Below are 25,414 nucleotides of genomic sequence, written 5' to 3'. Positions count from 1 at the left end.
TGTATATAGAGTATCTAAAAATACGATAGAAAGAAGGTTTTGATGATGCGAACGATTGATTTAATTGTTCTAGGAATCCTAAAAAAGGACTCCCTAAGCGCCTACGATATCCAAAAATTGATCGAATACCAAAATATTTCTCAATGGGTAAAAGTAAGTACCCCTACGATTTATAAGAAAATGCTGCAATTAGAAAAACAAGGATACGTCAAAAGCACCTTGAAAAAGAATGGTAAAATGCCGGAAAAGGCCGTTTACTCGTTAACCAAAAAAGGTAAAACCGAATTTGAGAAACTAATGCTGGGGATCGCGGCTCGTCCGATTTCTATTTTTCTGGACTTCAACGCCGTCATTCTGAATCTAGACAGTCTCGCACCCGCTGACCAAAAAGCCTGTATCGGGATCATCGAAGCCAATGTAAAAAAGATGAAGAACCAACTAGAAGAAACATTCGCTATCGAGCCGGACTCAACGAATATTCCCGCAACTGGATTCGCCGTCATGCAGCAGCAATTTCTTTTGGTAGAAGCCATTGAAAAGTGGATAAAAAGTGTGAAGTCTGGATTCTAATATCGGTCTTGCAGAAAGGAACGGCCATGCTTAATAAAGAAAGTATCTATCAAAGCTATTTACCAAAAGTCAATCAAGAGTGCATCGTGGTTATTCCCCATCAGCTATTACGTCCTTATATTGCTAACTATACATTCACCAATCCTAGCACGATGCCTGATCAGCAAACGATCCTGCCCACTATTAGCACATCATTGATCTGTACGTTTCAAAATGGTCTATTCACTGCTGGCCTGCGGGGAGTCAATATTCGGCCAGTAATGATTGCGGATTATGCCCAGCAATTTGATTTTATGTTTCTGGTAGAATTTCACGCTGCAGGTCTCTACCCTTTCCTTCAAATCGATCAAAAGCAGCTAACCGATGAGGGATTTCTTTTTGAGGATTTAGATCCGATCCTGCATCGGCAAATCGCTGAAGCCTATTACACATCCGAAGATATCACTTCCCTAGCAAAAAAACTGGACGCACTCTTTCTAACGCGAATCAATACTAGTGAGATCAATCCGACTTTTTCCATTGCCTTCGATAAAATTCTTGCATGCAACGGAAACCTGCGTGTGAAGGATCTGGCTAGTGAAACCTATTACAGCGAAAAACACTTGAATCGTTTATTCCTGCAATATGCCGGAGCAAAAGTAAAAACCTGCTCTCGTATCATTCGGATGAAGAATGCGACTGATTTATTAAATGCTCAGCACTCTGTTACGCGTCTATTCGAGCAAACCGGGCATCATGATTATGCCCATTTTATTCGTGACTTTAGTGCTATTTATGGATTCACACCAAAAGAATACTTAGAGAAAATGTCGATTTTTTACAATGACCCTTACAAACTGTGAGCGTATACTCTCAGTATAGAAGTGAAATCAGAAAAGGTGGTCGATCTTATGTTAATGCCTTATATTCGATTTAATGGGAATTGTGAAGAGGCTTTTTTATGGTATGCTCAAATTTTCAACGGCGAGATTCAGCACTTGTCAAAATATGGCGAGATTCCTGAAAATCCTGAGATGCCTATGAGTGATGAGTTGAAGAACAGTGTCATGCATGCGCAGCTAATACTGCCGAAGCTTGGCGGAATCAGCGGGGCAGATGCGCTGGAGCCGGTCCAAACAAGCGGAAACATTTCAATTCAAGCCCATTTTCAAGAGGAAAATGCTGCCAGAAAAAAGTTTGCTCAATTATCTGAGGGCGGAAAGATCGTTGGCGCTTTAGCTACCAACCCTCCTCCTGACGACTACGGCATCAGCGGATGTGTCGAAGATAAATATGGTGTAACTTGGATTATTTCTGCGAGAATATCCGTTTAATCCACGAACAGAGGAACCATTAACAAATTCTGTTAATGGTTCTTTTAATTGTTACTCTATTGACCTATCAGGTAAATCACGATATACTCAAATTGACCTAACAGGTAAAGGAGTGTTTTCATTGATTGAAATAAATACCGCTGACCCTAAGATTCAAAACATTCTAAATGCTGCATTGCAGGAGTTTGCTCAGAGAGGATATGATGAGGCGTCGACTAATCGAATCGCTAAGGCTGCTGGACTATCGAAGGCCTTGATGTTCCATTACGTAAAAAGTAAAGAGGAATTATTTCTGATTTTATTGGATTATTGTAGAAAAACGATTGAAGAAGACTATTTGAATCAGTTGGATTTACAGCAAAAGAATCTCTTTACTCGCTTGCTGCAATCTTACTCCTTACAAATAGAATTGATGAAGAAGAATCCGTGGATTTTTGACTTTATCACTATGGATATTGAGACAAAATCAGAAGCGATCAATCAAAAACTAGCAGAAAAACAGCAATCTTTTTGTGCTGAAGATTTATTCCACTCGATCGATGAATCAAAGTTCCGGTCTGGGCTCAATGTTGAACGCTGTAAACAATTGATTCTTTGGGGAAATATCGGTTTTACTAATGAGATTCTGACCGAGCTAAAAAATGCGCGGTATAAAGAGATCGATTATCAGGCCATCAGCGACAAATTGACACACTATCTTGAAGATCTCAGGATGGTTTTCTACAAGGACTAATTGAGGAAAACACGATGAAAAGAAAAGGAATTTTCATTGGCTGTCTCCTGATTCTATTGCTGATCTACTCCAGACAGGCAGCGCAAAATAAGCTTCTACAGAAAGAAGGTGCTACCATGGACAATGCGAAAATCACCATCGCCTTTCCTTTGCGCGGCGAATGGTATACGGAAACAAGCCCGGCTGATCGCGTTCCGAGCCACGGAACAGATCGCTTTGGACTGCGCTACGCATTTGATTTCATTCAAAAGGATCGCGAGAGTTCTTCTCATACTGGTCAAACGGCTGATTATTTTTTGGGCGGAATCCCACTTGAAAAATATTACTGCTTTGGGCAGCCAATTTATGCTCCTTTTGCAGGTGAAATAATCATCGTGGAAAATAATACCAATGATGGCGAAAATGCTTCTTGGATTCATGACCAAACAAAAGCAATTCGACACTCGCTTTTTTTCAATCCAGAGCGAGACGGTTTTGAAGCCATTGCAGGTAATTATGTCGTCATCAAACAATCCGCGGGTGTTTATGCGGCCTTCTGCCATTTACAGAAAGACTCGATCGCAGTCACAGCAGGCAGTTCAATCCAACAAGGCGCGTATCTCGGCAACGTTGGACATTCCGGCAATTCGACTGAGCCTCATTTACATTTTCAACTGATGGATTCTGCTATCATCGAATCAGCGAATGGCCTTCCCTTTGTTTTTGAGGCGTATGAAAAATATAACGGGCAGCGTTGGGAGCTTATAAACAATCACATTCCCGCTATCGGTGAACGGATTCGCTCCTTGGACTAAAATCAGACAGAAATTAGGTGAATTCTTTGGAAATGACTCATTTATATAAACCTCAGGATCGACAAGAACTGAGGGATTGGTTAATTCAAAATGCACAGACGACGAAAGAATGCTGGGTCGTAATTGATCGCCAGCAATTAAATCTGACCTATTTGGACATCGTAGAAGAAGCGCTTTGTTTTGGCTGGATTGACAGCACAAAGAAGAAGCTCTCCGCTACAGAGATCGCCCAGCGGCTATCGCCTAGAACGAAAAAGAGTCAATGGACAGAGTTGAATAAGGAACGAGTCCGTCGGCTGATTTACTTAGACTTAATGACTGAATTCGGTCTGACTATTTTGCCAGACCTATCACCAGAAAATTTCGTGATAGACTCGCGGATACTGAAGGAAATCGAGGCTGATCCAGAAATTAAGCAAAATTTCTCGGCCTTTCCTGAACTTTATCAACGAATCAAGATCGATAATATCCAGCGTTATGACAAAGATGCAGAACTCTTTGCTCGGCGGTTGGAAAAATTTCTGATCAACACCAAAGCCAATCAGCTTTTCGGTGCTTGGGACGACGACGGTCGCTTAAGCGATTACAAAAAGGAATAGCTTTTTTGAAGTAAGTCATTCTTCTGATTTACTTCTTTTTATTTCTCTTCCACAAGACGGACAATCAATTTGAATCGTTCTGAATTGCCCTCTTCTTGCATGCTGATGTCTTCCAACGTTCCACCCGGCGGCATAATCGCCATGATTAATGATAATGCTTCATCCTGACTCAAATCGTCAGAATCAACCTCTTCTGGCAGCTCGAAGATTTGCATAAGAAGACCTGTCTGGAGCAGTTTTTCTTCAACGATCAGCTCGCGTGGATCTATCATCAACGGCACTTCTTCAGCGGGTACGTTGTTTGCCATGCCTTCCTGTGCTAGCATTGGCTCTGGCGCCAAACCTGTTTTTTCATCAAAAATCACTGTCTCGATCTTATCGATAAACTTCGCGCCAACAACTTCTTGGAATAAATTGACCCCATCTTTTTCAAATAGATTTACGGCTGTTAGTTTTTCCAATGATGTTTTGATATCTTCAGCACTTCCATTCGGATTGACATCTTTCATACGCAGGCGACGCTTTTTTCCGTCACTGTTTTCAAATGTTGCAGCTATACTTAACATCCTTTTTCTCCTTTCATTTTATTTTTTAGTGCGTCATCCGCGTCAAGAGCCTACTAATCCTTCTAATGGCTCTTTGATAAATTGTGTGAATAAGTTTTTCACTGTTTCAACAACATACGTAGTGACTGCGAATAAACGAGAAGTCAGCTGTTTCCATTCCTTTGTATCAAAATACTCCTTGAAATATATGTGATAGCGGCGTAACGCACGCGTAGATTTTGTTTTGAACAATAAATAATGTACTAAGTCTTTTAGGAAGTAAGAAAAATCCGCTTCACATAATTCATCGCGAACTTGCAGCGCTACCAAGACTTTGATCGTAGTCTTTTCATCATGGGTCTCCTCATAAAAAGACAGGGTTCGTTTTTCCAAGGTTTTTCTTTTAAGTGAAAATAATTGTTGGGGTGTATACAATGCTTCTGACATGTTGACCCTCCTCTTCTTTTGTCTGTGATCACGCTTTGACTATAATCCTATCCATTCACTAGTGTCAAACAGCATTTTTTTATTTAGGAACTGTTTACAAGCCGAAAACCTTATGAATAGCGGACTGCATCGAGAAGTATTCTATTTTGCAGATTTGCCGTTAAAAAAAAGAAAGAGAATTCCCATTCATTTTGCGTATCTTATCTTTTTGGTTTCTATAGAAAGTAGCGTAGAATGACGCTATAACGTTCTTCGAGGAGGTTCAGAATGGAAAATTTGGAAAACTATCGTGTCACAATCGATATACCTGAAGTAGAAGAATACCTTGAGCTGCGTAAAGTTTGCGGACTGTCGGCTCGCGGCAGAGAAGCCAGTAAAACAGGCCTAAGCAATAGTATTTATTCGGTCATCATTAGAAGAAATACTGACCAGAAGCTGGTGGGGATGGGAAGACTCATCGGCGATGGTGGGACTGCTTATCAAATCGTTGATATCGCCGTTCATCCTAAGGACCAAGGAAAAGGCTTAGCAAAAACGATCATGCAATTAGTGATGACACATATCGAAAATGAGATTGACCCGCAGGCTTACGTGAATTTGATCGCTGATTGCCCGGCGGATAAGCTGTATCAGCAGTTTGGCTTTGTCGAAACCGCGCCTGAAAGCTTAGGCATGTATTTGAAAAGATAAAAGCAGCAGTGACAAAAATCTTGTCACTGCTGCTTTTTTTGAATAACCGGTGCGCCCTTCTTCTCTACAAGCTACGCATACAGGTATCACTTAACAATACTAGCATCCGGAAATAAGCCGAAAGTTCTTGAAGCTGACCACTTCTGTCATAACCTCTAGTTTATTTTGTAAATACTACAAACCCAGGTAATTCGGGATGATCAATCACGAGTCCTTCGTGAACCGAGCGCGCTCCCCAAAAGATCAACAAATCACCAGCTGCCATAAAGATGTTAAACGCCGAAAGTAGGATCAGCTCTGTATTTGGCAACAGCAGCGATAGTAGAAAATAACCGCCGCCCAGCACGACTACCGGCGCTAATACACCGATTTTATATGCTTTTGCGTCTAGCACCTCTTTGCAATGACAATACGGCATAAGTTCTTTGACGTTAAAGCCAAAGGTAATGCTCTTCATTTTGTTTTTGGTATATTTTGCCCAAGCCAACCCATGGATTAGTTCATGAATGGGAATAGATAAGAAAAACAACCCAATAAACAGTAGGAAATTGATTTCCCAAAGTGGTGTGGCATCCGCTCCCCAGCGCCAAAAATAGCCGCCCACGACCAATACGATAAATGGTATTGGCAGCAGCATTCCCTGCGTCCCGGCTTCCTTCGCCGAAAAGGTTTTATCCTCTTTATGATAGTTTTTATCTTGCATTTCCTGACAAAGTGCATCAAACAGTTCGTACTTCTTATCCTTTTTCCGCCTTGTCTTTTCCACCATAACGTTTCCCCCGTTCCCTATGTCCCCACATAGATCTACCCTTTATTTTTTTTAACACCCTTTCTTTTATAATATAGGTCTGGCACCATCGCGTCAAAATCTAAATTTAAAGGAAATTTATTGATAAAAAAGCAGCTAGAAAATCCTCCTACCAAAGATTCTAGCTGCCAATCATTCTATTCGGTTCTCTTCCAAAATACACCATATAAAAACTGGGTCGCTAATACTAGGATACCTGCTGATAATGCTAAATGAATAAACAAACACCTCATGGGTTGGATTCACCACACACATTGCTGCCAAAAAACAGAATAGCCACTGACAAAGATTGCTTACTCTCTTGTTCAAACGGTAAAGTTGCTCACTTCTGCTTGGATGCATGACAACCAATCCTTCCGAATAAAAAATCAGGATACGGGTCAATAATTCAATGTAGCAACAAGAAAATGGTTTTAGTGACTGGTGGCAATACTATATAAAAACCAATCTCCCCTCACTTATATTATACGCCCTTGTTCACTGTCTCACATTTTCGTTTTTTTGATATTTTGACAAAAAATTGGTATTTTGATCCAAAAAAGTCAGTACAGCTGCCCATACTGACGTGTATCCTGTGATTATAATTTTTTATTGATTTGTTCAATCTCACGTTTGTATTTTAAATAATAAAAAATCCAAATCGCGAAGAATATGAAGAAAAAGGACACTGAAGCAGACGCGATGACCTGCCACCTAAATGGAAACCAGTGATTCAGCCCAGCGGCAAGCATAAAGGCAATGAAGCTGCCGCCCATATGGATCAATGTTTGCGCCAAGATCGGCAATCCTTTTACCTCATAGATCAAACTCAATAGACCGATCACCACCGCTAACAACACAAAGCTCGCGACAATTTTCCGAACCTCATTATCTGCGAAAATAAATGCGAAGAACATGCAGATCGCACTTCCTATACCAATCGATCGAACCAATAATTTAATCATTTTTTCCATGTTGACTCCTCCTTTTATATCCCTAAACGCCGTTTCAACTGATCGACGAAACGGCGTGAAACCGTGATTTTCAATCCATTTTTTAAGTACGCATACATACTGCCGGAGAAGGCAACCTCCAGCTTTTGAATCTCTTTAGTATTCACCAATGCTGATTTAGAAACTTGCAGAAACTGCGCCTCTGGCAGCTCTTCCTTTAACGCCGTTAATGATTTGCGAAAAGCATACTTCTCATTCGCCGTATAAAGCGTCACGATTTTATTGTATATCTCTAAATAAACGATCTCTGATTTCTTTAATAAGACAACCTCATCCCTGAGCTTGACCACTAATTGATCCTCCTGATAGTTTTCCAGGCGGCGAGCAATCTGATTCCCGGTATCTGCTTCTGCCGCACGGATGCGCACTTCCGGCTCTACCCACTTTTCTTCGATTTCCATTTGAATCCTCAACCCTTTAAACACGTCCACAACTCCTATCTATGTAACTATCGTAAGCTATTCTTCCCGATATAAACAGCCCTTTTTCCTTTCCGGTACCTCAAACGGCCTATCCGGTCATGAGACGAAAAACTGCAAGAAAACAAAAAACCAGAAACCTCGTAAAAGGTTTCTGGTTTCAGTCTTATTCTTGAACCATTTCTACGCCTGCTGGTTCAGCCGCATAGTCGTATTCACTATCTGTTTCCATCGGCTGTTCCTTCAAGTCAAGCTCTAATTGATGCTGCTGCAGCGCATCGATCTTTTGTGTAATCAGAAGCAACAGCTGACTCAAGCTTTCCTCTGTGTTGATCTTGTTCTCGACAATCGCTTGACAGAGGTATTCGATTTGATGACTTTGTTCGAATAACTCTAGGTAGCTTTCGCTATACCGATCTACCGCACTGATAAGCTGCCAATCCGTGTCATGATAATAAGTATCATACATGATAAAGTCCAACCGATAGACTGCTAAAACGAACAAATCTCGAACCTTTTGATTTTCTCTCAGCAATCTGGCAAGCTCTGTCGAACCATTTGTAATCTCATCGCCTAAACTGACCAAAACGGAAAAATTATTCTCGTATTCCTTTTTCAGCTTCGTAAATAGACGAGTCGTTTTAGCAGCTTCCTTTTGCTTCTCACGATATTTCAAGAACTGAAACATCAATAGTGCCGCAATAAATGAAAAGAAACAGCCGAAGAACGTCGTTGACGCATTGAGAAATGTCTTGATGATATCAATGTTTTCGCCAAAAAATTCTTTATTAAAATAAATCAAGCCCATGCTTAATACCGCAAAAAACTCACCAACTAACAAAACTGCCAAAGAAACAATCACTACTTTTTGTTTTTCTGAAATCATTTTTCACCACACATTCAGGTTGAATGCTTCTCCTTATATTTTTTTCTAAAATTAAAAAGAATTAAGCTCATTCGCCTCCTTAATACACTCATTAAGCATTTCCTACACCGCAAACTACTATTTTCCGCATATTTATTCTGTTAAATAACTTTTTTATAACAAAAAATACAATTTAGGTGTTTGATAACGTGTTTTATTATATCATTTTTTGAATATATATTAAACCCCTTTCAACATTTTGGTTATAAGAACAACAAAAAAGAAGCGCTGTCCGCTACAACGCTTCGATCAAAAATTTATTCAATTAACCCTTCAACCTGCGGCAAACCAATCCCCGCTGTATACACTTCGATCAACCCGGTCGGCAGCGCAAGATCGTCGGTGTGCCCTTTAACATTCATATGGATCATGTCTTCTTTATCCGCTATCATTTTTTCCTTAAAGTCTGGATCAGACAATGCCGCTACTCCCATTGAAGCAATGTCGCCATAATTCAGCGCATCTAGTGCTTCATCCGCTGAACGTATCGTTCCCGAGATCACAACTGGTACCCTGCCTGCAACAAACTTTTTGACCACTAAGCTGACTGGATCAGTAAATTCGCCTCTTTGCGGCATTGCTTTATAGGCGTCTTTACCAAAGTTGCCGCCAGCCGCAGAAGAAAGATCAAGAAAATCAAGGTCTTGTTCCAATAGCTTATCGATCAGTTTCAGCGAATCAGCTAAGTCATAGCCCACCATTTCCCCATGGATCTCTTCAGGGGAAATACGATACCCCACGATCGCATGTGGATTTTCTTCCCGAGCGACTTTCAAGACTTCCTTCGTCACCTCAAGCGCAAAATTCATCCGCTTCTCAAAGCTCCCGCCCCAGTAATCATCCCGCTGGTTGGAATAGCTGGAGAAGAACTGCTGGATCAAATAATGATTCGCTCCATGAATTTCCACACCATCAAAACCAGCCTTCAGCAGACGCTTCGCCGCTAAGCCAAAGTCCTTCACCACCTGCCAAACGTCGTCCTCCGTTAATTCAGTCACCTTATATTGCAAAAATGGAAACTCAATCGCACTTGGCGCATAGGCCTTGCCCGTCACATAACAGCCATAAGCCCCCTCACGCCCCGGATGCTGGATTTGTCCGATCGCTTTACTGCCATTGCTCTTCATTGCCGCCGCCAGCTTACTATATGCCTCGATCGCATCATCTGTATAAAGCGCAAATTGTTTCGGATGCCCCTGAATATTCTCTTGCACAGTGATCGCGCCAGTAATCAATAAATCCGCGAACTTGCTGCGGCGTTCAAAGTAGGTGATATCTTCCTCAGTTGGGCGGCCAGTTGCCGGATCAGCCGCAAAAACCACCATCGGACACATGGCAAAACGATTTTCCAAACGACCGCCATGCTTCAAATCGATCGGTTCAAATAATGGTGCATATTTTTCCTTCATTTTTAGTTCCTCACTTTCTTCTATACTCGCGCATGCGTCGTGTACCAGCCGCCGTCGATCGTGATCGTGGCTCCACTAATAAAACCAGCTTTAGCAGATGCTAAAAAGGCAAATAACTTCGCCGGCTCCCAGTCTTCCCCGATTCGCCGACTAGGGATCGCCTTCAATGCCGCTTCGGTTCCCAACATTTCCCACGCCTGATCTGGCATCAAATTCGTGCGGATCAGTCCTGGACAAACCGCGTTCACTCGAATAAAGGTATTGTCGCCTTCATCAATTTCCGTCACCGCTTTTGGTCGTCCGAACATATCAGCCGGATTATTATTTAAAAGTGCCGCCGCACTTTGCCGTGTATAGTTCAACAGTGCTGCTTTCAACACATTATAAGGAACTGAATCACCGATCATAAAGGACGCCACGGATGCCGTGTGAGTGATACTCGGATTCTGCGACTTGCGTAAAAGCGGTACACAATACTTAGTAAACATCGCCGCATGCAGCACATACAATTGAAATGCCCGTTCAAACTCACCAGAATCAACATCCTCAACTGTGCCCACAATCGCGGAACCCGCATTACAAATCAAGCTATCCAATCTGCCAAATTTTCCCTTCGCAAAAGCCACTGCCGCTTTGATCTGCTCCTCATCTGTCACATCACATTTAAACGGTAAAAAGTTCGCACCTAAATCCTTAGTCCGACTAAAATTTCGTCCAATTCCGATCACTGTCGCCCCCTGATCCAGAAACTCCTTCGTCGTCGCCAGACCGATGCCAGAAGTCGCGCCAGTAATCAATACGATATAATCATTTAACATGTTTAATCCTCCTTCTATCTCATTTATAAGGAATTCTTTTTTTCTAAAAAAGTTTTAGTTTCGTTTCGAATACCATTCCACTATACATTTTACTTTCAAGCAAACTGCTAAAAGTGGAACTGACATCAATTACTGACTGTCATCAAGCCGCCGTCAATCAACACATCGGCACCATTGATATACTGTGCATCCGTCGAGGCTAGAAACGCAATCAAATCCGCTACTTCTTCCGGTTTCCCTGTTCGCCCGCAAGTAATCTGCGCCATCTGATCATACATCGCTAACACATCATTTTCTTCCATATTGACACCCTCACGCTGGAAAATCGGCGTCTGGATAAAACCTGGCGATACACTGTTGCAGCGCACGCCAATAAACCCCATAGCTTGCTGTTTGGTATACAGCACCACGGCGTTTTTCGCTAAGTTATAAAGTGGATTTTCAGAACTGACTGTTCGGCTGGCTGCAGAAGCGGTGTTGATGATACTTGCGTTGTTTTTTGGCGCATTTAATAACAGAGGATACAATTCTTTGGCAAACAACATCGGTGCCCGCAACAAAAGACTGAAGCAGCGATCAAACTGATCAACCGTAACGTCACGAATCGTGGTATTCTCACCAAAACCCGCATTGTTTACAAACACATCCAACTCATTGTCAAAGGTTTCTTTGATAAAATCACACGTCTTCACAATCTCATCCGCATCCCGTACATCACACGTCCGAGGAATAAAGCGGTCACCTAAATCCTTCGTCTTGCTAAAATTCCGCCCGATCCCAATGACCGTCGCGCCCTCCTTGATAAACAGCCGAGCCGTCGCAAGACCGATACCAGAAGTCGCACCAGTAATCACAACTTTGTAATCTTGGAACATTGTTCTACCTCCCTTTTCCAAAGCAAAAAAAACTTCAAATGAAAATAGGCAGTTGAATTTGTTCAATTAAGAGCATTTCATGGATTTTGACGTACAGACAGGTGTCTTGATGATTCGAATAGGGTAAGGGGAAATATCTATGTTGCTAGTTTTATGATAGCACTAAATAGCGGTGTTTGAAAACGGAATCATAAAAAAATCAAAAAGGAAAAAGTTCTCATCGGAGTTTTTCTGTCTATCCCAATCACTTGCAGAAATTAAAGAAGTCATGTCGCGTTTCAGGGGATTATTGGAATGCTGAATTGTCAAATTAATTGCAACATTTCTTCTTGAAAGACTTCCCAACAATTTTTCCAGTTCAATGTTTTTTTAGGACGCATATTTATCTTGCGTAATGCTTCCTGTTTCTCCGTAGGGGGTACCTTTGAAAAATCAGTTCCCTTAGGGAAGAATTCTCTAAATAAACCATTCCCATTTTCGTTAGATCCGCGTTGCCATGGGGAGTATGGATCACAAAAATACATAGGTACGTCTAAATCTTTCTCAATTTCTTTCCAGCAAGAAAACTCTTTCCCACGGTCGACCGTAAAGCTTAAAAATGCCTTGTGACTCCCTAGGTCTTGCACAAAAGCTTTAATCGCTTGTGCCATTGACTTCGCGGTACGATCCCTCATTGAGATCGCCCAATAAAAGCGTGTTTTCCGTTCAATAAACGTTGCTTCGCAGGCTTTGCTTTCCCCTCTGCTAGAAACAACTGTGTCCAACTCCCAATGTCCAAATTCTTCTCGAGTTGACACAGAAGCTGGGCGTTCATCAATGGTATGCCCTACAGTCATTTTGCCTCGTGCCTCTTCTTGTTTTTCTTGTCTTCTGCCTTTATGTCTCAGACACTGTTTAGACACATTAAGAATACCGGCATAGAGCCAATTGTAAATGGTTTTGAATGAAACTATTTGACGATCATTCGCAATTTGTTCAGGGGACCAGCTGTCTTCAAGATCACATTCAATCTGATAAGCGAATTCAGAAGTCCATTTGGACTTCGCACCACAGGCACTGCGCTTCATTTCCGCATCTAATTGCGCATTGTCGGCATTATAGATCAAATCTTCGGGTACTCGTTTCAACTCACGATCAATCGTTGTTCGGCTAACACCAATTCTGTCCGCTATTTCTTGAATACTCTTGGCATCATAAATCATCGTCTCTATACATTTTCGATTATCTCGTGTAAGCTTTTTGTGTGAACCCATCAAAATCACTCCTAGTAGTTTGTTATCCTAAACTCATTTTACTAGAAATTTTTGATGGGTTCTTTGTTGCGATTAATATTACAATTCAGCGAATAAAGAAGATTTTAGATCAAATTGGGGATTTTGATGAACTCACATAGAAGAAGTATCTTCGATTTAATCAGCAATGAGAATTCTTTACTATCGCATAGATTAACTAACCTTTTCAATAAATAAGCAATCGTACTTCAATTTATAAAATGGAGCAATTTCCAGTTTCTGTAGTACTTTTATTTTTTGTTCATCAATTGAGAATCATATTTTTCAATATCTTGCGCGTTTTTATCCACTAAACATTGAATTGAAGCGATTATCCCAATTATTTCATTTACATCATCAAGAGTCATTCTACTTATTTGAATTCGATCATACGCCATGTTTTCCAATGCCGAAATTGCACTACAAATATTATTTGAATTTACTACTAAGTCATCGCAATCAATTATTTTTTCCATCTCTTTTACACCTCATTATTTTTTTTTGAGAAAGGTTAGTTAGATCAATTCAACGATTGCCCTTTTTATTTTGATCAAAGTAAAAAGCTAGAAACTCCTCCTCAAATGATCATTTAAAAGAATACCAAAAATATCCCGTTTGATTTGTCCACTTATTTTAAATAATTAAAATTTTTGAACACTGCACTGTAATAGACAAACTGTTCAAGGTCAAATCAATGAAAAGACAAAAAAACATGCGGCGCAAACTCGCACCGCATGTTCAATTTACTTTTATTCTTTCCAACTCGATTGGATCAATCCCGCAATTCTTTTGAAATGTTACTCCCGAATTAGCGGTTGCGTCGTACATCTGAAAGAACCGCCAAACATTCGAGAAATATGATAATCCAACGCTTCGACCTTGATCCCTTTCGCTTCAATCTGCGAAATCAGCGAGGTAAATTCCTGATCGGTTACATAAACTTGATCATTGATCGGCAAGCCATTGGTCATTAATTTGGCTGCATCCTCTAAAGACACCTCAATTTTTTCCCAATTCTCTAGCTCTTTAGGAATTCCAGCTAAAAAGGCCTCCTCACAAACGATCATCAACCCGTCTCTCAAAAGACTAAGGGCACAATCCAAATGCAAGATATGGGGATGCAAACGAACAGGGATTACTTGATAGCCAAAGCTGCCCAGCAGTTGTTTCAACCAATTGATTCCTACTAAATTACTCGCTAAACCAGAATAACCAACAAAAACGGTCTTACCCAGAACTAGAACATCTCCGCCTTCAATAAATGGACCTGCCTCACTATCCTCGCCCGACGATAAATCAGGTTGCGGCGTAGCCAAATACGTCCCCTGATGATCTGCCAGCCACTCCGTCAAAGCAGGCCGAATAGGATAGATTTCTCTGCGGCGATGCATAAACCGCAAATTCCCTTCAATCACGAAAGACCCAATCGTAAAGAACGGATCACGAGAAAAGAAATTACTATAACCGATTCCCTGCGACTTGCCATACGCCTTCTCATACTCAGTCAATAGACGCGGCCTTAAAACCTCTATCCCATAAGACTCTAGCAATTTCTGCATTTCAATCTTTTCTTTTTCCCAGGCCTTTTGCAAATTCGAATCCACTTCTGCCAGATCCTTGCCACCGCTATTTTTCGCCAAACGAGCATTCTCAGCCGTTAAAAAAGACGTATCCATTTCCCCTTCCGTATCCTCAGGAAAACAAAACTGCGACTGTGCCAACACTACCGATTTTAACGACGCAAACTCACTCACAACATTCGCTCTTTTCATGACTATTCCTCCTCAATCTTCCATAAAAATTATAACGAGAAAAAGCCAGAAAGTCGAAGAAGACGAATAAAAAGCTAGAAACCTATGGTTAGAAGGTTCTAGCTTGGGGTGAAAATAGTTTGTTTTGGTATGTCAAACTTCGGGCGAATCTCAATAAATGGGGTTCCTTTTTTAAAGTACTGTAATCTAGCCCGATTATTGACATACGAATCTATAATAAACAAACGAATAATTTAATGTCTATCCGATACCAAACTATCAAGGAATCCCCTAATCCTCTTTTCTTCCTCGCTTCCATTCGTAGAAAAGCGGGCAAGCTTTATCCCTAATTTAGATAAAATACTATCTTTCCGCTTATCTCTCACCACCTGCTCCGGTCTCGAATGGAACTTATGACCGTCTACCTCAATTGCAGCAATGGGTTCTTTTCCTGTTTTAAAGTAGAAAACAAAATCTAATCTTGCACCATTCTTAACATATTGTTGCTCATCTATTGTCAACACTGAAAAATCTCTAGCTAATTTCTTTATCGTATATTCTGTCGTACACGTAATTGATTTGTACTTTTCTTCAGCTAGAATAGTTAAGATCATATCCATCATTAAATTTTCCGAATCAAAATTAGAATGATGGATTTTATAATTATTTCTTCTTCTAAACAGTTCCTCTTGAAAGTCTCTCGTTAACAAATCAAAAATTGAGTTCACAGGACTTTTATGCTCCAACGAATAGTCACTATTATATTTTATATGTCTAATTAAACTCGCAATACTGCCATTTCTCTTGCTAAACTCTTTCACAGAACTATTAAGAACAAAAAGGCGCTCAGCTCGTGACACTGCAACATTGATTAACTTTTCATCCTCTACAAAATTGTAATTTCTTTTACTTCCTTTATTATCTAAAACAGTAGAAAAAATTATTGCTTCACATTCTCTTCCTTGAAATTTATGAACAGTATCTGCAACATACTTCTTTTGCTGTTTTTCGATGGTAGCAAGAGTTTTATCTGCTTGCCTTCTAAAAGGAGTTACTATTCCTGTAGTTTTCATATCATGAATAATCGGACAAGCGTTACTAAACTCTTCAGATAAAACGCTATCAATCTCACGTTGATTAAATATTTTCTTGTCATAGTCAAATTTCATATGATTTCCCTCAGATGTCTCAACAAGAACTAATGCTTTTTCTTTTTCATTGAAATCACTTAAAACAATTAACTCTCCGTCATAGAACTCTTGATTACAAAAGTTGATAATCATCGGATGACATCGATAGTGCTCTTTTAATAAAACTGATGGTAGATCGTCAGCGAACACTGCTTCTATTGATGATAAGATACTATGTTCAAAGTAATTGTATGCTTCATCCTGAGGAACAACTATATTTTTCTGTTTCGCTTCCTTGTTCGTTATAATATTGGGTAACTGATTATTATCACCGACGATAACAATATTTTTCGCAACACTAAGCGGAAAAATACTTGGAACTAGACTCCCCATGGATGCCTCATCAATCACAACAATATCAAATTTTTTTCCTTTCTGAATATTCATTGTAATAGCATCGCAAGTGCTTAGCGTAACAGGATAATCTTTTGTGAAACCATCATAGTCTTTCCGTACTTGATTTTTTGTAGCCCTACTCTTACCCACTGTATATTTACTACACAAGAATGATTTAAATATTTTTTCGGATAGCTCTCCAACGTTTTCTTCTAGTTCTTTATAGTTGTTTTTTTCTAAGAATGACAAAATTTCCTTTATCTCATTTTTAACTGATACTATTTTATTTTGATAATATTCTCGTTCTACATAATCAATAAGCTCTTGGATTGATTCGCTAGAACGAAATGGATCAAAATTGTATATCCCATAACGAAAGAAATACTTTACCTTCTTACCAAAATTGAGCTTTTGTTCATCATTCAAATTCAAATCGACCAGAAACCTCATTTGCTTTTGGGCACCGAATCTAATCAAAGGTACTCGTTTCAATTTACCTTTTAAAGTATTGGTAGAATCTATTATGTTCTTTATATAAGACTCAAAATATTTTTTCTCCTGCTTCCAATCTCTCAATTCTTGTTCCAATGTAGCCAATCGATTCCGATCATCTAAAATTTGACTTAAACTTTTAAGGTCTTGCCTTAATTTTTCTCTGAAGTTATCTAAATCATCTTCAGGTATCTGCCAGTCGCTTAATTCTTGGGGGATAGGTTGCACTTTTTCAAAAAAGGTTTGCGTTTTCTTTGTGTTCCCTAAATTAGCGGCAATAAAAGAAAGTTTCTTTTTTTCAAGCTTTTCAAATACATTATCAGTAGCGGCATTATTAGGAGAAACAACTGCTATAGTTTTATTATTCATAATTGCGTTAGCTATAATAGTCAAAATAGTTTGTGTCTTTCCTGTTCCAGGAGGTCCTTGAACAACAGAAATTTGATTCTGAAATGTTTGTTCAACAGCCATTAATTGACTACTATTTAAACCAAATGGAAATATCAGATCTCCTTCATATTCCCTATATTCATTTTGCTTCATCAAATAGCCATATAAGGCGCTTGCAGGATCAAAAAAATCAATTTGCTCACAAATGGAATGGTGGAATCCTTTTGAGTCCGTGTCCCCTAATTGTTCCCCTATGTTTATAAAATACTTTTGAAATTTTTTTAGACTTTTCTTTGATTCACTATTTATGATGTTCAACTCCAATTTTTTTAAATTCTCTTTCACTGGTAAATTATTACTAAATACTCAAAAATTTCGAATTAATCACTCTGCACTCTTGAAATATTACTTTGTCTTTTTTGTTTTATAACTGCTCATTTTCCCTTCAGTACCTACCACTATCGTAGATACCTTCAAAGCCCTTCACCACATTGTTGATGTAATTGCGCGATACTTAGACTACGTTTTAAAGTCATAATTACTGCCCCTTAAAAAAGCATCCGCACACATGGTACCGATGCTCTGTTTTGCTATTAGTATAAGCCGAATGATTCGTGAATTTGTTCAATTATCCATGGATACTCTTCCCATTGCCTTCGACCTGTTTATATTGTTCCAAGCAAGCTCGAAATGCTTTATCTTGTTCTTGTTGTGATATCTTTCGGTTCTTCGCATTTAATTTGTGGATCGCATCCTCGATTTGAGCTAAAGCTTGTTGATAAACTTTCACCTATTAGCTCAACTATTCTGATATGACTATATTTACTCCAAACCGTTTAGTAAGCCACCGTTTAATCATTATCGTCAATTAACTAAAAATATCATAGTTCAATATAAAATAATATCAAATACCTTGAAAGGTTGTTTTATCACCCTGTTCGGTGATGTCCATTTTTTGAAAATAGTAACTAAAAGTTTTATATATAACAAACCACACCCCCATCAAATGATGGACTCCAAAAACTATAGTTGTTCAAAGTGGATTCCAAAATGATTGAATCTTTTAACGTGCCTACAAATTTATACATATTTTTTTCAAATTGATCCACATTGAATGTTAGATTATCGATTTAACTTTACTGACTGTTCACTTTTTATAGCTTATACAGTAATCCTGAAATGATCAGTTCCCCGTCAAGTGGTTTTCAAACATAAAAAAGTGAGGCCGTCTGATTGACGACCTCGCTTTTCTCTACCTATTTACTTAATTATCGGTTCTCCATTTTGATCACGGAAAACTCTTTTGGGAAACATTTTTTCTGGTGGTGCATAATCATGCCCTGACTCCGATTGCCAACAAGCAGAGACAGACAACATTTCTGATCCTGTATTAATTAAACGATGTGCCGTATTTCCGGGAATGTAATGGACCGACCCTGAAACAACTTCTTCTAATCGTGTTTCGTTCTCTTCAGTCATCATCAAAAGCCCTTGCCCATTCAAACCAAAGTAATATTCCCCTGTATCTCGCTTCGCATGAAAATGTCCTTTGGTTAGATAATATTCCTCACCAATCACCCCCGGATATAGATGGGTGATGCCGAAATAAAGTCCACCTGGAGTCCCTTCTGCTAAGTCATTATCCTGGTATTCCACATGATACATGATTGCCTCAGGATCAAATTTTTGATAAGCATCTTGATCGAAAAAGTAACCGGCTAAATCCTTCGCCCGAGTCTCTTTTCTTTTAATACCAAGACCATCCAATTTGAATTCTTTGCCATTGTACCTAACATTACTTTTCTTTATCATAAGTAAGCCCCTTTATGGAATAAAATCCAGCCATTTCTCTTTGCACAAATCTGGCCGAACGACAAAATCAAACTGATCATTACGTTGTTCATACTGTTGATAAATCGGCAGCAACGGTTCGATCAAAAATTCCGAGTACATTCGTGGTGTTTTTTCAATCAGCTCTTCTGCTTGATAGGTTGTATTTTGCTCCCAAATAATCTTATCTTCCAAATCAAATTTCGGATAAAAAGCTAACCCGTTATGAGCTTTGACATCGGCATACTCAAAGCCGAAATCACGTACACACCAAGCACCAAAAACCATGCGTTCAGTTTTTGACGCATTGATCGTGCAATGCGCCCAGCCTGGAGGAACAATGACTACCTCCCCTGCTTTCGCACGTACAGCATAACAACGACCTGGATCATCAACCGCTCGCTCCTGCATATAAATGATCGCTTCGCCAGACCAAATCTCATAAACCTCCGGCGTCGACATCTGACAAGCTTTTGAGATCGAATGGATGTGTCCTTGACTCTTAACCGGCTCTTCACCGATCGAGCCATCAGCGTAAGCAACGACGCCGAAAAGCAGCTCTCGCTCCACCAAATCGGCTTGATCATTTTTCTTACCAACATCCATCGCGATCGAATAGACGATCTCTGGCCCTTCAGCTTTAGCATCGGCTAAACTATGAAGAATATCCTTCAAATAGCGTTGCTCTGCATGTGCCGGGCCAAAAACAGTTTGCGGATAAACAAATTCATGTGTTCTTTCGTCGAAGGTTACAGCTAATCCATTTTCAATCATCCTGTCACTCCTTATTCATTTTAATGCACTGAATGTACTCCAAAAAGTTGGACTGACATCCTTAACCTAAATTCCTAACAAAAGCCTGGATAACCGCCACTTCTTTTTCTGGATCACCTTGATTGACTAATTTATACTCTTTGACTGCTTCTGGCACGATGAAGGTTTCGCCATAATGAATCTCAAACGGTTCAAAAGAATGATCCAAGCTTTCAACAGTAATCATTTCACCTTCAACCAAATTCAGCATATTGACACTTTGATGGACTTCAACAGTCGCATCTTTTTTAAACCAATGACGGTGCGTTTCGATAAATTCAAGTTCATGCAGTCCTGTTTTTTCGACTCGTGTTTCAGCATCTTCATGGAGCGTCTCAAAAGGATTGATCAGATTTTCTTGAACCCACTCCGTATCATAATCAGTATTTACATTCGCTTCCCCATGGGTCAAATGAACCGGCCGCGGTACACCATCTAATCCCAAACGTTCCCAATCCCATAGCTTAAAGGTAAAGATATACGGTGTTTGGCTGATCTCTAGCACCACAGTATCCGGCCCGCCGCAATGAATCGTTCCTGCGGGAATTGAATAATGATCATGTTTTTTTATCGGGAAACAATTGATATATTTTTCATCTGGAAAACGATAGTCACCCTTTTCAGCTTTACGCAGCTCATTAAATAATTCTGCTTTATCGGTTCCTTCTTTTACGCCCAAATAGATCGTTGATTTTTCCGAAGCCTGCAAAATATAATAGCTTTCATTTTGCGTATAAGGCATTCCGAATTTGTCTTGGATATAATCTACCCGCGGATGAACTTGCAGGCTCAGGTTTCCACCGCCTACTGTATCCAGATAATCGAAGCGAATCGGAAACTCATTGCCAAAGCGAGCCTGCACCTTTTTACCTAGTAATGGAACCGAGCGCTGATGCACGACATTGATCGCTGGTATTTCGATCTTGGTTCCTGAGAAATCCAAACACAGACTATTTTCTTCGGGAACACCATCAAAGGCCCAGCCGAAATTCTCCTGATCAGGGTCCAGGTTAAATTCTTTCTTCATCCACTGACCGCCCCAGACACTCGCATCAAAGTAGGGAACTAAACGGAATGGCTGCTCCACAATCTGATCCAGCGCCACACGATAACTAGCACCATCAACCATTTTAACTTGATTCGGAACGTTCGTATCAATCAGATAATCGATTCGTTCTGTTAATTTCTGTTTCAAGCGATCGGCTACGCGCCATTCAAAGAAGAAACCACGTTTCACTTTTTTTAAATTATCTTCTTGCTCATTGGCAGCTTTCCAATTCGGCATTCCTGCTCGATGACGTTTTTGAATCTCCCAACGTGTCAAGTCAGCGTAGCATAGAATATCAAAATCAGGTTGCAAAATAGTAGCTCCAGTACCGTAAACAACCACATTTCTTTTTTCTTCAGATAATTTCTTTTGCAGCTGCTGTACTTCGTATTCTGGGTAAAATTCATCCAACGTCGCATGGGACATGATGCCAAATACGCGATCTTCTGTTAAATTCGCAGATATTTTTTTGGTCACCGTCTCAGCATCATAAGCATAATCATCTGCTTTTACTAGACAGACATCAGTAAGCTTTGCTAACAGCCGTTCTTCCAATTCTTCCAGATCAACACCTGGATAGCACTCTACAACAATAGTTTTCTTTTCATTAGCAAGTTGATTATTCAACTCTTCAATAATTTGATCATAGTTCTCCCATGTTTGTGCTTCATGGTTGATCTTGATCTCCGGTCGCAAATTATACGTCATTTTTACCCCTCTTTAATAATCATAATGATATGACATTAGAAATCCTCTTCATCCTCTTCTTCAGAGAAATGCATTCGATCGATACTTTCTTTCCCAGCTTTGATTCCATCCATGATCAGCTGTTGAAACTCTTTACTATCTCGCATCAGGATTATATCCAAGAGCATCGCTAGATTCATCCCTGACAACATCTCAACTTCAAGTCCCGTTTGTGCAAAGACTTCGTAAGCATTTGTTCCAGGAGAACCTGCTGGAATATCGCAAACAAGGATCATTTGCTTGATATCTTTTGGTAAATCCTTAACTAGCTTTTCCAATTGTTCTCGATAAGAAGCAATTCCCGCTTCTTCTAATCCTAATGAAAATAGATTCACTTGTTCACCGGCAACAAATTCGACAGCCGTTTTCATGCCATGAGCCAGTTTTGAATGGCTGACCAATAAAACTCCAATCATATTCTTTTCACCTTGTTCCTTTTAATAGTTTCATTTCAATCTAGAACATCATTTGGATCAAGTAGGCGATTCCCACCCCACCAAAAGCTGTAATAAAGTAAATACCGATTAGCTTCAAAGCAGAAACACCTTTTTTCGCCATCAAATACCATGAGACAAGGACTAAAACTAATGGCAACAGATTAGGGAAAATTCCATCTAAAATCTGTTGGATATCGATTTTTGCATCGCTGAACTTCAAAACGATCGGTAATTGTAAATTGACGTAACTTGCTGCTACCCCACCGATAACGATCATTCCTAGAACAGAGAAAGCCTGCGTGATCTGTTGGGCTTTTTCCCCAACAAAGGTATCAACCGATTCAGCTCCCAGCTCATAACCTTTGAAGAATAAGAAGCGGGAACCAAACATAATGATCGTGTTATAAGCGACAATGTAAAAAATCGGTCCTAAGATACTGCCGTTGGCTGATAATCCCATCCCAATGGAAAGCAAGATTGGGATCAACATCCCTGGAATCATCGAATCCCCAATACCAGCTAAGGGGCCCATCAAGCCGACTTTCAACCCATTAACAAATTCATCGTCAATCTCTTCTTTACCTAATGCTCGTTGTTCTTCTAATCCAACAACCACGCCATTGATCAATGAACCGATTTGCGGTTCGGTATTATAGAAGACGGAATGTCTTTTCAGCATAGCTTTTTGTGCTTCAGGATCATCTTTGTATAAACGTTTCGCGATTGGCTCCATTGATAAAGCAAAACCAAAGGCTTCTAAGAATTCAAAACTCGTCGCCACTAAGTTATACATCATCCAGCGAATATAAGATTTATTCAGCGTCTTTTTATCTAAAAGTTGATAAGATTTCTTTTGTTCCATTAAAATTCCTCCTCATCATCGAAGTCATCATAAGAGCCGTCCTCTGTCACTACTTTTACTGCTGGTTTAGATTTGGCTTGGAAGAAAATATAAGCGATGACACCAGCCACGACAGCCAATGCGATCATATTCAATTTCAAGAAAATCACGCAGATAAATCCGAAAACGAAGAATAGCAGCATGATGTCTTCTTTAACAACGGCCGTTAGCAACATCACGATTCCGATCGCTGGCAGAGCACCACCTAGGATTCCCATCACATCGATCAAGTATTGCGGCATGCTTGCCAGCAATTCTTTCGCAAAGCTTGAACCAAAGTAGATAACTAAAAATGAAGGAACGAAGCGCAAAACAAAACTCAATAATTGCGGGCCAACGATTGCATTGAAGTGAAATCCCTTTTCATCGCCTTCTTCAATCGCTTTTTGCGCGCGGTGGTTCCAGAAGGAGTTGGCAACTTGGAAGAAGTTAAAGACGATTGTTCCGATAACACCGATAGTAGTCGCTAAGGTTACCGCTACTTCGGTTGATGAATTTGATAAAATGGCTAAGGCAATTGCTGGGTATGCGACAAAGTTCAGATCGGCCGGCATCTGACCGCCGGGAGTTACCATTGCGATATAGACTGCCTGAATCGCAACACCAATAATAATACCTTGTGTCACATCACCTAAAATAAGTCCGATTAAAAATCCTGATACTAATGGGCGGCTGATGGTATACCATCCACCTGTTAACCCCATCAACCAGGGCGTGCCCAAAGCACCTAAGTAACACAATAATGAGATCAATACTGCTTGGAAAAAGAGCATAATTATTTCCTCCGTTCTTTATTTTTCGATATCTTTCCAAGTAAAGCCTTTTGAATCCGGTACTAATTTAAATTGAATATCCATCCCCAGTTCAGCTAAACGTTCAAAAGCTGCACGTTCGCCTTCTGTGATTGCTACATTTGGTCCAATTTTTTCTGCCCCATCTCGAGCGCTCATGGGACCAACATTTAGAATCGGGTAACAAGAAATAAAATCAGCTCCTGCATCATACAGACGCACAAGCGTTTCCGGCGTTTTCGCGATCAAGAAATAATTCTTTTTGCTGCCGACGATTTCATCCCACTTCAAGGCTGTCCGATCGACCGTCATAACAAAACCTTTCAATGGCTTGGGTACTGCTCCTTTAAGCACTTTTGACAATGTTGGATTATTTGCAGAAGGATCATCTACTGCAACGACACCATCACAGGCTCTTTCACTCATCCATCTAGTTACTACTTGTCCGTGAATAATGCGATCATCAATTCGAATAAAAGATATTGCCATTTTAAAACACTCCTGTCTTCTTTTTGTCATTTTGTTATAACAATAACACAAATTGATTATAAAACATTTCCCCAAGAAAGACAACGCTTTCTTTTATTTTTTCAAAAAAAGTGCAAAACAATTTAACTTGTCCTGCACTTTTAGTAGATTTAAATTTCGACGTAGTAGCGATATTGGTCCCCAATGTAATAGCAATCACTGATCTCTTTGTACTGTCCATCGCTTTTAGAAACCATTCGTACTCGTTTTAAAATCGGTGTATTTTCCGGAACATCCAATACAACTTGTAATTCTGGTGTCGCCATCAAAGCTTCGACGTATTCTTTGCTTTCACTCATGACGATATCAAAGGTTTTCAAATACTCATAAAGAGAGCCATAATAATCTTTACTGTCTAATGAAAATTTTTCCGAATAAGGAATGTGAGTCACAAAATAAGCAAAAGCCTTGCCGTCATCCACACCTCTCGTTCTTCGAAGCTGAAGTACTTTAGCGCCTTTTTCAATGCCCAGTTGCTGAGAAATTCGTTCTGAAGCATCGATCACTTGGACCTGGGCGGTTAATGTCCTGACCTTTTTCCCTAATTCTTCCATTTCCCGCGTGAAGCTTCGAACCATTGTATAATGTTCTTTTTCAGTCGAGTGATCCATCGACAAGACAAAGGTTCCTTTCGCCCGTTCACGATACAAATGACCTTCTCGGACTAATTCATCGATTGCCTTGCGAATCGTGATTCGGCTAACATTGTAGATATCACATAGGTCTAGTTCAGGCGGTATTTTTTCCCCATCTCCCCATTCTCCTGAAACGATTTTAAAACGTAAATCATCGGCTATTTGACTATATAAAGGACTCGCACCTTTACCTTTAGCTAATTTTTCATTCAAGAATCTCACCTCTTAAAAGTTCTATTGTCATAACAATAATATATTTTGTGAAAAATATCAACCTTTATAGAATCAGTTTTCTTTTTTTGCATTCCCACTGTCTT

29 protein-coding genes are annotated in these 25,414 nt (G+C 39.8%); 7 read left to right on the top strand and 22 right to left on the bottom strand.

All coding sequences use genetic code 11. From position 1 onward, the window contains the following. Nucleotides 1-45 precede the first annotated feature (45 nt). From IGI38_RS02270 to IGI38_RS02245, 6 genes are all read left to right on the top strand, one after another. Nucleotides 46-570, top strand: coding sequence for a PadR family transcriptional regulator (locus IGI38_RS02270; RefSeq protein ID WP_438730251.1), 525 nt, complete (start codon nt 46-48; stop codon nt 568-570). A 26-nt stretch (nt 571-596) separates the two neighbouring features. Next, on the top strand, nt 597-1,412 hold the full coding sequence (locus IGI38_RS02265) for a helix-turn-helix domain-containing protein (RefSeq protein ID WP_438726167.1): 816 nt from the start codon (nt 597-599) through the stop codon (nt 1,410-1,412). A 48-nt stretch (nt 1,413-1,460) separates the two neighbouring features. Further along, nucleotides 1,461-1,883: a VOC family protein gene (locus IGI38_RS02260; RefSeq protein ID WP_438726165.1), complete on the top strand. Its 423-nt coding sequence runs from the start codon at nt 1,461-1,463 to the stop codon at nt 1,881-1,883. Nucleotides 1,884-1,995: 112 nt separating this feature from the next. Then, nucleotides 1,996-2,616, top strand: a complete 621-nt coding sequence (locus IGI38_RS02255) for a TetR/AcrR family transcriptional regulator (RefSeq protein WP_438726163.1) — start codon at nt 1,996-1,998, stop codon at nt 2,614-2,616. A gap of 116 nt (nt 2,617-2,732) precedes the next feature. After that, nucleotides 2,733-3,410: a M23 family metallopeptidase gene (locus IGI38_RS02250; protein ID WP_438730248.1), complete on the top strand. Its 678-nt coding sequence runs from the start codon at nt 2,733-2,735 to the stop codon at nt 3,408-3,410. Between the two features lie 32 nt (nt 3,411-3,442). Then, nucleotides 3,443-4,009: a YdeI/OmpD-associated family protein gene (locus IGI38_RS02245; protein ID WP_438726160.1), complete on the top strand. Its 567-nt coding sequence runs from the start codon at nt 3,443-3,445 to the stop codon at nt 4,007-4,009. A 38-nt stretch (nt 4,010-4,047) separates the two neighbouring features. Here IGI38_RS02245 and IGI38_RS02240 read toward each other — a convergent pair whose 3' ends face one another. Together IGI38_RS02240 and IGI38_RS02235 are read right to left on the bottom strand one after the other, a co-directional pair. Beyond that, a complete protein-coding gene (locus tag IGI38_RS02240) occupies nt 4,048-4,575 on the bottom strand; it encodes a DUF2922 domain-containing protein (RefSeq protein ID WP_438726158.1) in 528 nt (175 codons plus the stop codon). A 42-nt stretch (nt 4,576-4,617) separates the two neighbouring features. Further along, nucleotides 4,618-5,001: a hypothetical protein gene (locus IGI38_RS02235; protein ID WP_438726156.1), complete on the bottom strand. Its 384-nt coding sequence runs from the start codon at nt 4,999-5,001 to the stop codon at nt 4,618-4,620. A gap of 276 nt (nt 5,002-5,277) precedes the next feature. Between IGI38_RS02235 and IGI38_RS02230 the strand changes: the two genes are divergently transcribed. Continuing rightward, nucleotides 5,278-5,691, top strand: coding sequence for a GNAT family N-acetyltransferase (locus IGI38_RS02230; RefSeq protein WP_438730245.1), 414 nt, complete (start codon nt 5,278-5,280; stop codon nt 5,689-5,691). 160 nt (nt 5,692-5,851) lie between these two features. Here IGI38_RS02230 and IGI38_RS02225 read toward each other — a convergent pair whose 3' ends face one another. The 20 genes from IGI38_RS02225 to IGI38_RS02130 form a co-directional block, all read right to left on the bottom strand. Then, nucleotides 5,852-6,460, bottom strand: a complete 609-nt coding sequence (locus tag IGI38_RS02225) for a DUF3267 domain-containing protein (RefSeq protein WP_438726154.1) — start codon at nt 6,458-6,460, stop codon at nt 5,852-5,854. A gap of 617 nt (nt 6,461-7,077) precedes the next feature. Continuing rightward, nucleotides 7,078-7,452 carry a DUF3021 domain-containing protein gene (locus tag IGI38_RS02220; protein ID WP_438726151.1) on the bottom strand — a complete coding sequence of 125 codons (375 nt, stop codon included), beginning with the start codon at nt 7,450-7,452 and terminating at the stop codon, nt 7,078-7,080. A gap of 14 nt (nt 7,453-7,466) precedes the next feature. Beyond that, nucleotides 7,467-7,916, bottom strand: coding sequence for a LytTR family DNA-binding domain-containing protein (locus tag IGI38_RS02215; RefSeq protein WP_438726148.1), 450 nt, complete (start codon nt 7,914-7,916; stop codon nt 7,467-7,469). A gap of 160 nt (nt 7,917-8,076) precedes the next feature. Further along, a complete protein-coding gene (locus IGI38_RS02210; protein ID WP_438726146.1) occupies nt 8,077-8,796 on the bottom strand; it encodes a hypothetical protein in 720 nt (239 codons plus the stop codon). A 296-nt stretch (nt 8,797-9,092) separates the two neighbouring features. Continuing rightward, the gene (locus tag IGI38_RS02205; protein WP_438726143.1) at nt 9,093-10,244 is read right to left on the bottom strand and encodes a hypothetical protein; all 1,152 of its coding nucleotides are present in this window, start codon (nt 10,242-10,244) and stop codon (nt 9,093-9,095) included. 20 nt (nt 10,245-10,264) lie between these two features. After that, a complete protein-coding gene (locus IGI38_RS02200) occupies nt 10,265-11,062 on the bottom strand; it encodes an SDR family NAD(P)-dependent oxidoreductase (protein WP_438726141.1) in 798 nt (265 codons plus the stop codon). Nucleotides 11,063-11,187: 125 nt separating this feature from the next. Then, nucleotides 11,188-11,937 carry an SDR family NAD(P)-dependent oxidoreductase gene (locus IGI38_RS02195; RefSeq protein WP_438726139.1) on the bottom strand — a complete coding sequence of 250 codons (750 nt, stop codon included), beginning with the start codon at nt 11,935-11,937 and terminating at the stop codon, nt 11,188-11,190. A 305-nt stretch (nt 11,938-12,242) separates the two neighbouring features. Next, the gene (locus tag IGI38_RS02190) at nt 12,243-13,190 is read right to left on the bottom strand and encodes an IS30 family transposase (RefSeq protein ID WP_438725454.1); all 948 of its coding nucleotides are present in this window, start codon (nt 13,188-13,190) and stop codon (nt 12,243-12,245) included. A 269-nt stretch (nt 13,191-13,459) separates the two neighbouring features. Next, nucleotides 13,460-13,684, bottom strand: a complete 225-nt coding sequence (locus IGI38_RS02185) for a hypothetical protein (RefSeq protein WP_438726137.1) — start codon at nt 13,682-13,684, stop codon at nt 13,460-13,462. Between the two features lie 321 nt (nt 13,685-14,005). Beyond that, nucleotides 14,006-14,980 carry a dimethylarginine dimethylaminohydrolase family protein gene (locus IGI38_RS02180; protein ID WP_438726135.1) on the bottom strand — a complete coding sequence of 325 codons (975 nt, stop codon included), beginning with the start codon at nt 14,978-14,980 and terminating at the stop codon, nt 14,006-14,008. A gap of 233 nt (nt 14,981-15,213) precedes the next feature. Then, nucleotides 15,214-17,712 carry an AAA domain-containing protein gene (locus tag IGI38_RS02175; protein WP_438726133.1) on the bottom strand — a complete coding sequence of 833 codons (2,499 nt, stop codon included), beginning with the start codon at nt 17,710-17,712 and terminating at the stop codon, nt 15,214-15,216. Between the two features lie 283 nt (nt 17,713-17,995). After that, the gene (locus IGI38_RS02170) at nt 17,996-18,157 is read right to left on the bottom strand and encodes a hypothetical protein (RefSeq protein WP_438726131.1); all 162 of its coding nucleotides are present in this window, start codon (nt 18,155-18,157) and stop codon (nt 17,996-17,998) included. 470 nt (nt 18,158-18,627) lie between these two features. Beyond that, nucleotides 18,628-19,179 (bottom strand): glucose-6-phosphate isomerase family protein, encoded by a 552-nt coding sequence (locus tag IGI38_RS02165; protein ID WP_438726128.1) that lies wholly within the window; start codon nt 19,177-19,179, stop codon nt 18,628-18,630. Between the two features lie 12 nt (nt 19,180-19,191). Next, nucleotides 19,192-19,971 carry a glucose-6-phosphate isomerase family protein gene (locus IGI38_RS02160; protein WP_438726126.1) on the bottom strand — a complete coding sequence of 260 codons (780 nt, stop codon included), beginning with the start codon at nt 19,969-19,971 and terminating at the stop codon, nt 19,192-19,194. 61 nt (nt 19,972-20,032) lie between these two features. Next, nucleotides 20,033-21,766 (bottom strand): class I mannose-6-phosphate isomerase, encoded by a 1,734-nt coding sequence (locus tag IGI38_RS02155; protein ID WP_438726123.1) that lies wholly within the window; start codon nt 21,764-21,766, stop codon nt 20,033-20,035. 35 nt (nt 21,767-21,801) lie between these two features. Next, nucleotides 21,802-22,221, bottom strand: a complete 420-nt coding sequence (locus tag IGI38_RS02150) for a PTS sugar transporter subunit IIA (protein ID WP_438726120.1) — start codon at nt 22,219-22,221, stop codon at nt 21,802-21,804. Between the two features lie 40 nt (nt 22,222-22,261). Continuing rightward, complete coding sequence (locus IGI38_RS02145; protein WP_438726118.1) at nt 22,262-23,104, bottom strand: PTS system mannose/fructose/sorbose family transporter subunit IID; 843 nt, start codon at nt 23,102-23,104, stop codon at nt 22,262-22,264. Then, nucleotides 23,104-23,916: a PTS mannose/fructose/sorbose/N-acetylgalactosamine transporter subunit IIC gene (locus IGI38_RS02140; protein ID WP_438726116.1), complete on the bottom strand. Its 813-nt coding sequence runs from the start codon at nt 23,914-23,916 to the stop codon at nt 23,104-23,106. The genes IGI38_RS02145 and IGI38_RS02140 overlap by 1 nt, the downstream gene beginning before the upstream one ends. An 18-nt stretch (nt 23,917-23,934) precedes the next feature. Continuing rightward, the gene (locus IGI38_RS02135; protein WP_438726114.1) at nt 23,935-24,423 is read right to left on the bottom strand and encodes a PTS system mannose/fructose/N-acetylgalactosamine-transporter subunit IIB; all 489 of its coding nucleotides are present in this window, start codon (nt 24,421-24,423) and stop codon (nt 23,935-23,937) included. Nucleotides 24,424-24,572: 149 nt separating this feature from the next. Continuing rightward, complete coding sequence (locus IGI38_RS02130) at nt 24,573-25,319, bottom strand: GntR family transcriptional regulator (protein WP_438726113.1); 747 nt, start codon at nt 25,317-25,319, stop codon at nt 24,573-24,575. Between the last annotated feature and the right edge of the window lie 95 nt (nt 25,320-25,414).

This window comes from Enterococcus sp. AZ128, from assembly GCF_051714485.1.
In the GTDB taxonomy this organism is placed as follows: Bacteria; Bacillota; Bacilli; order Lactobacillales; family Enterococcaceae; genus Enterococcus_A.
Note: the sequence above shows the minus strand (reverse complement) of the source record. Positions and strands in the feature narration are given on the sequence as shown.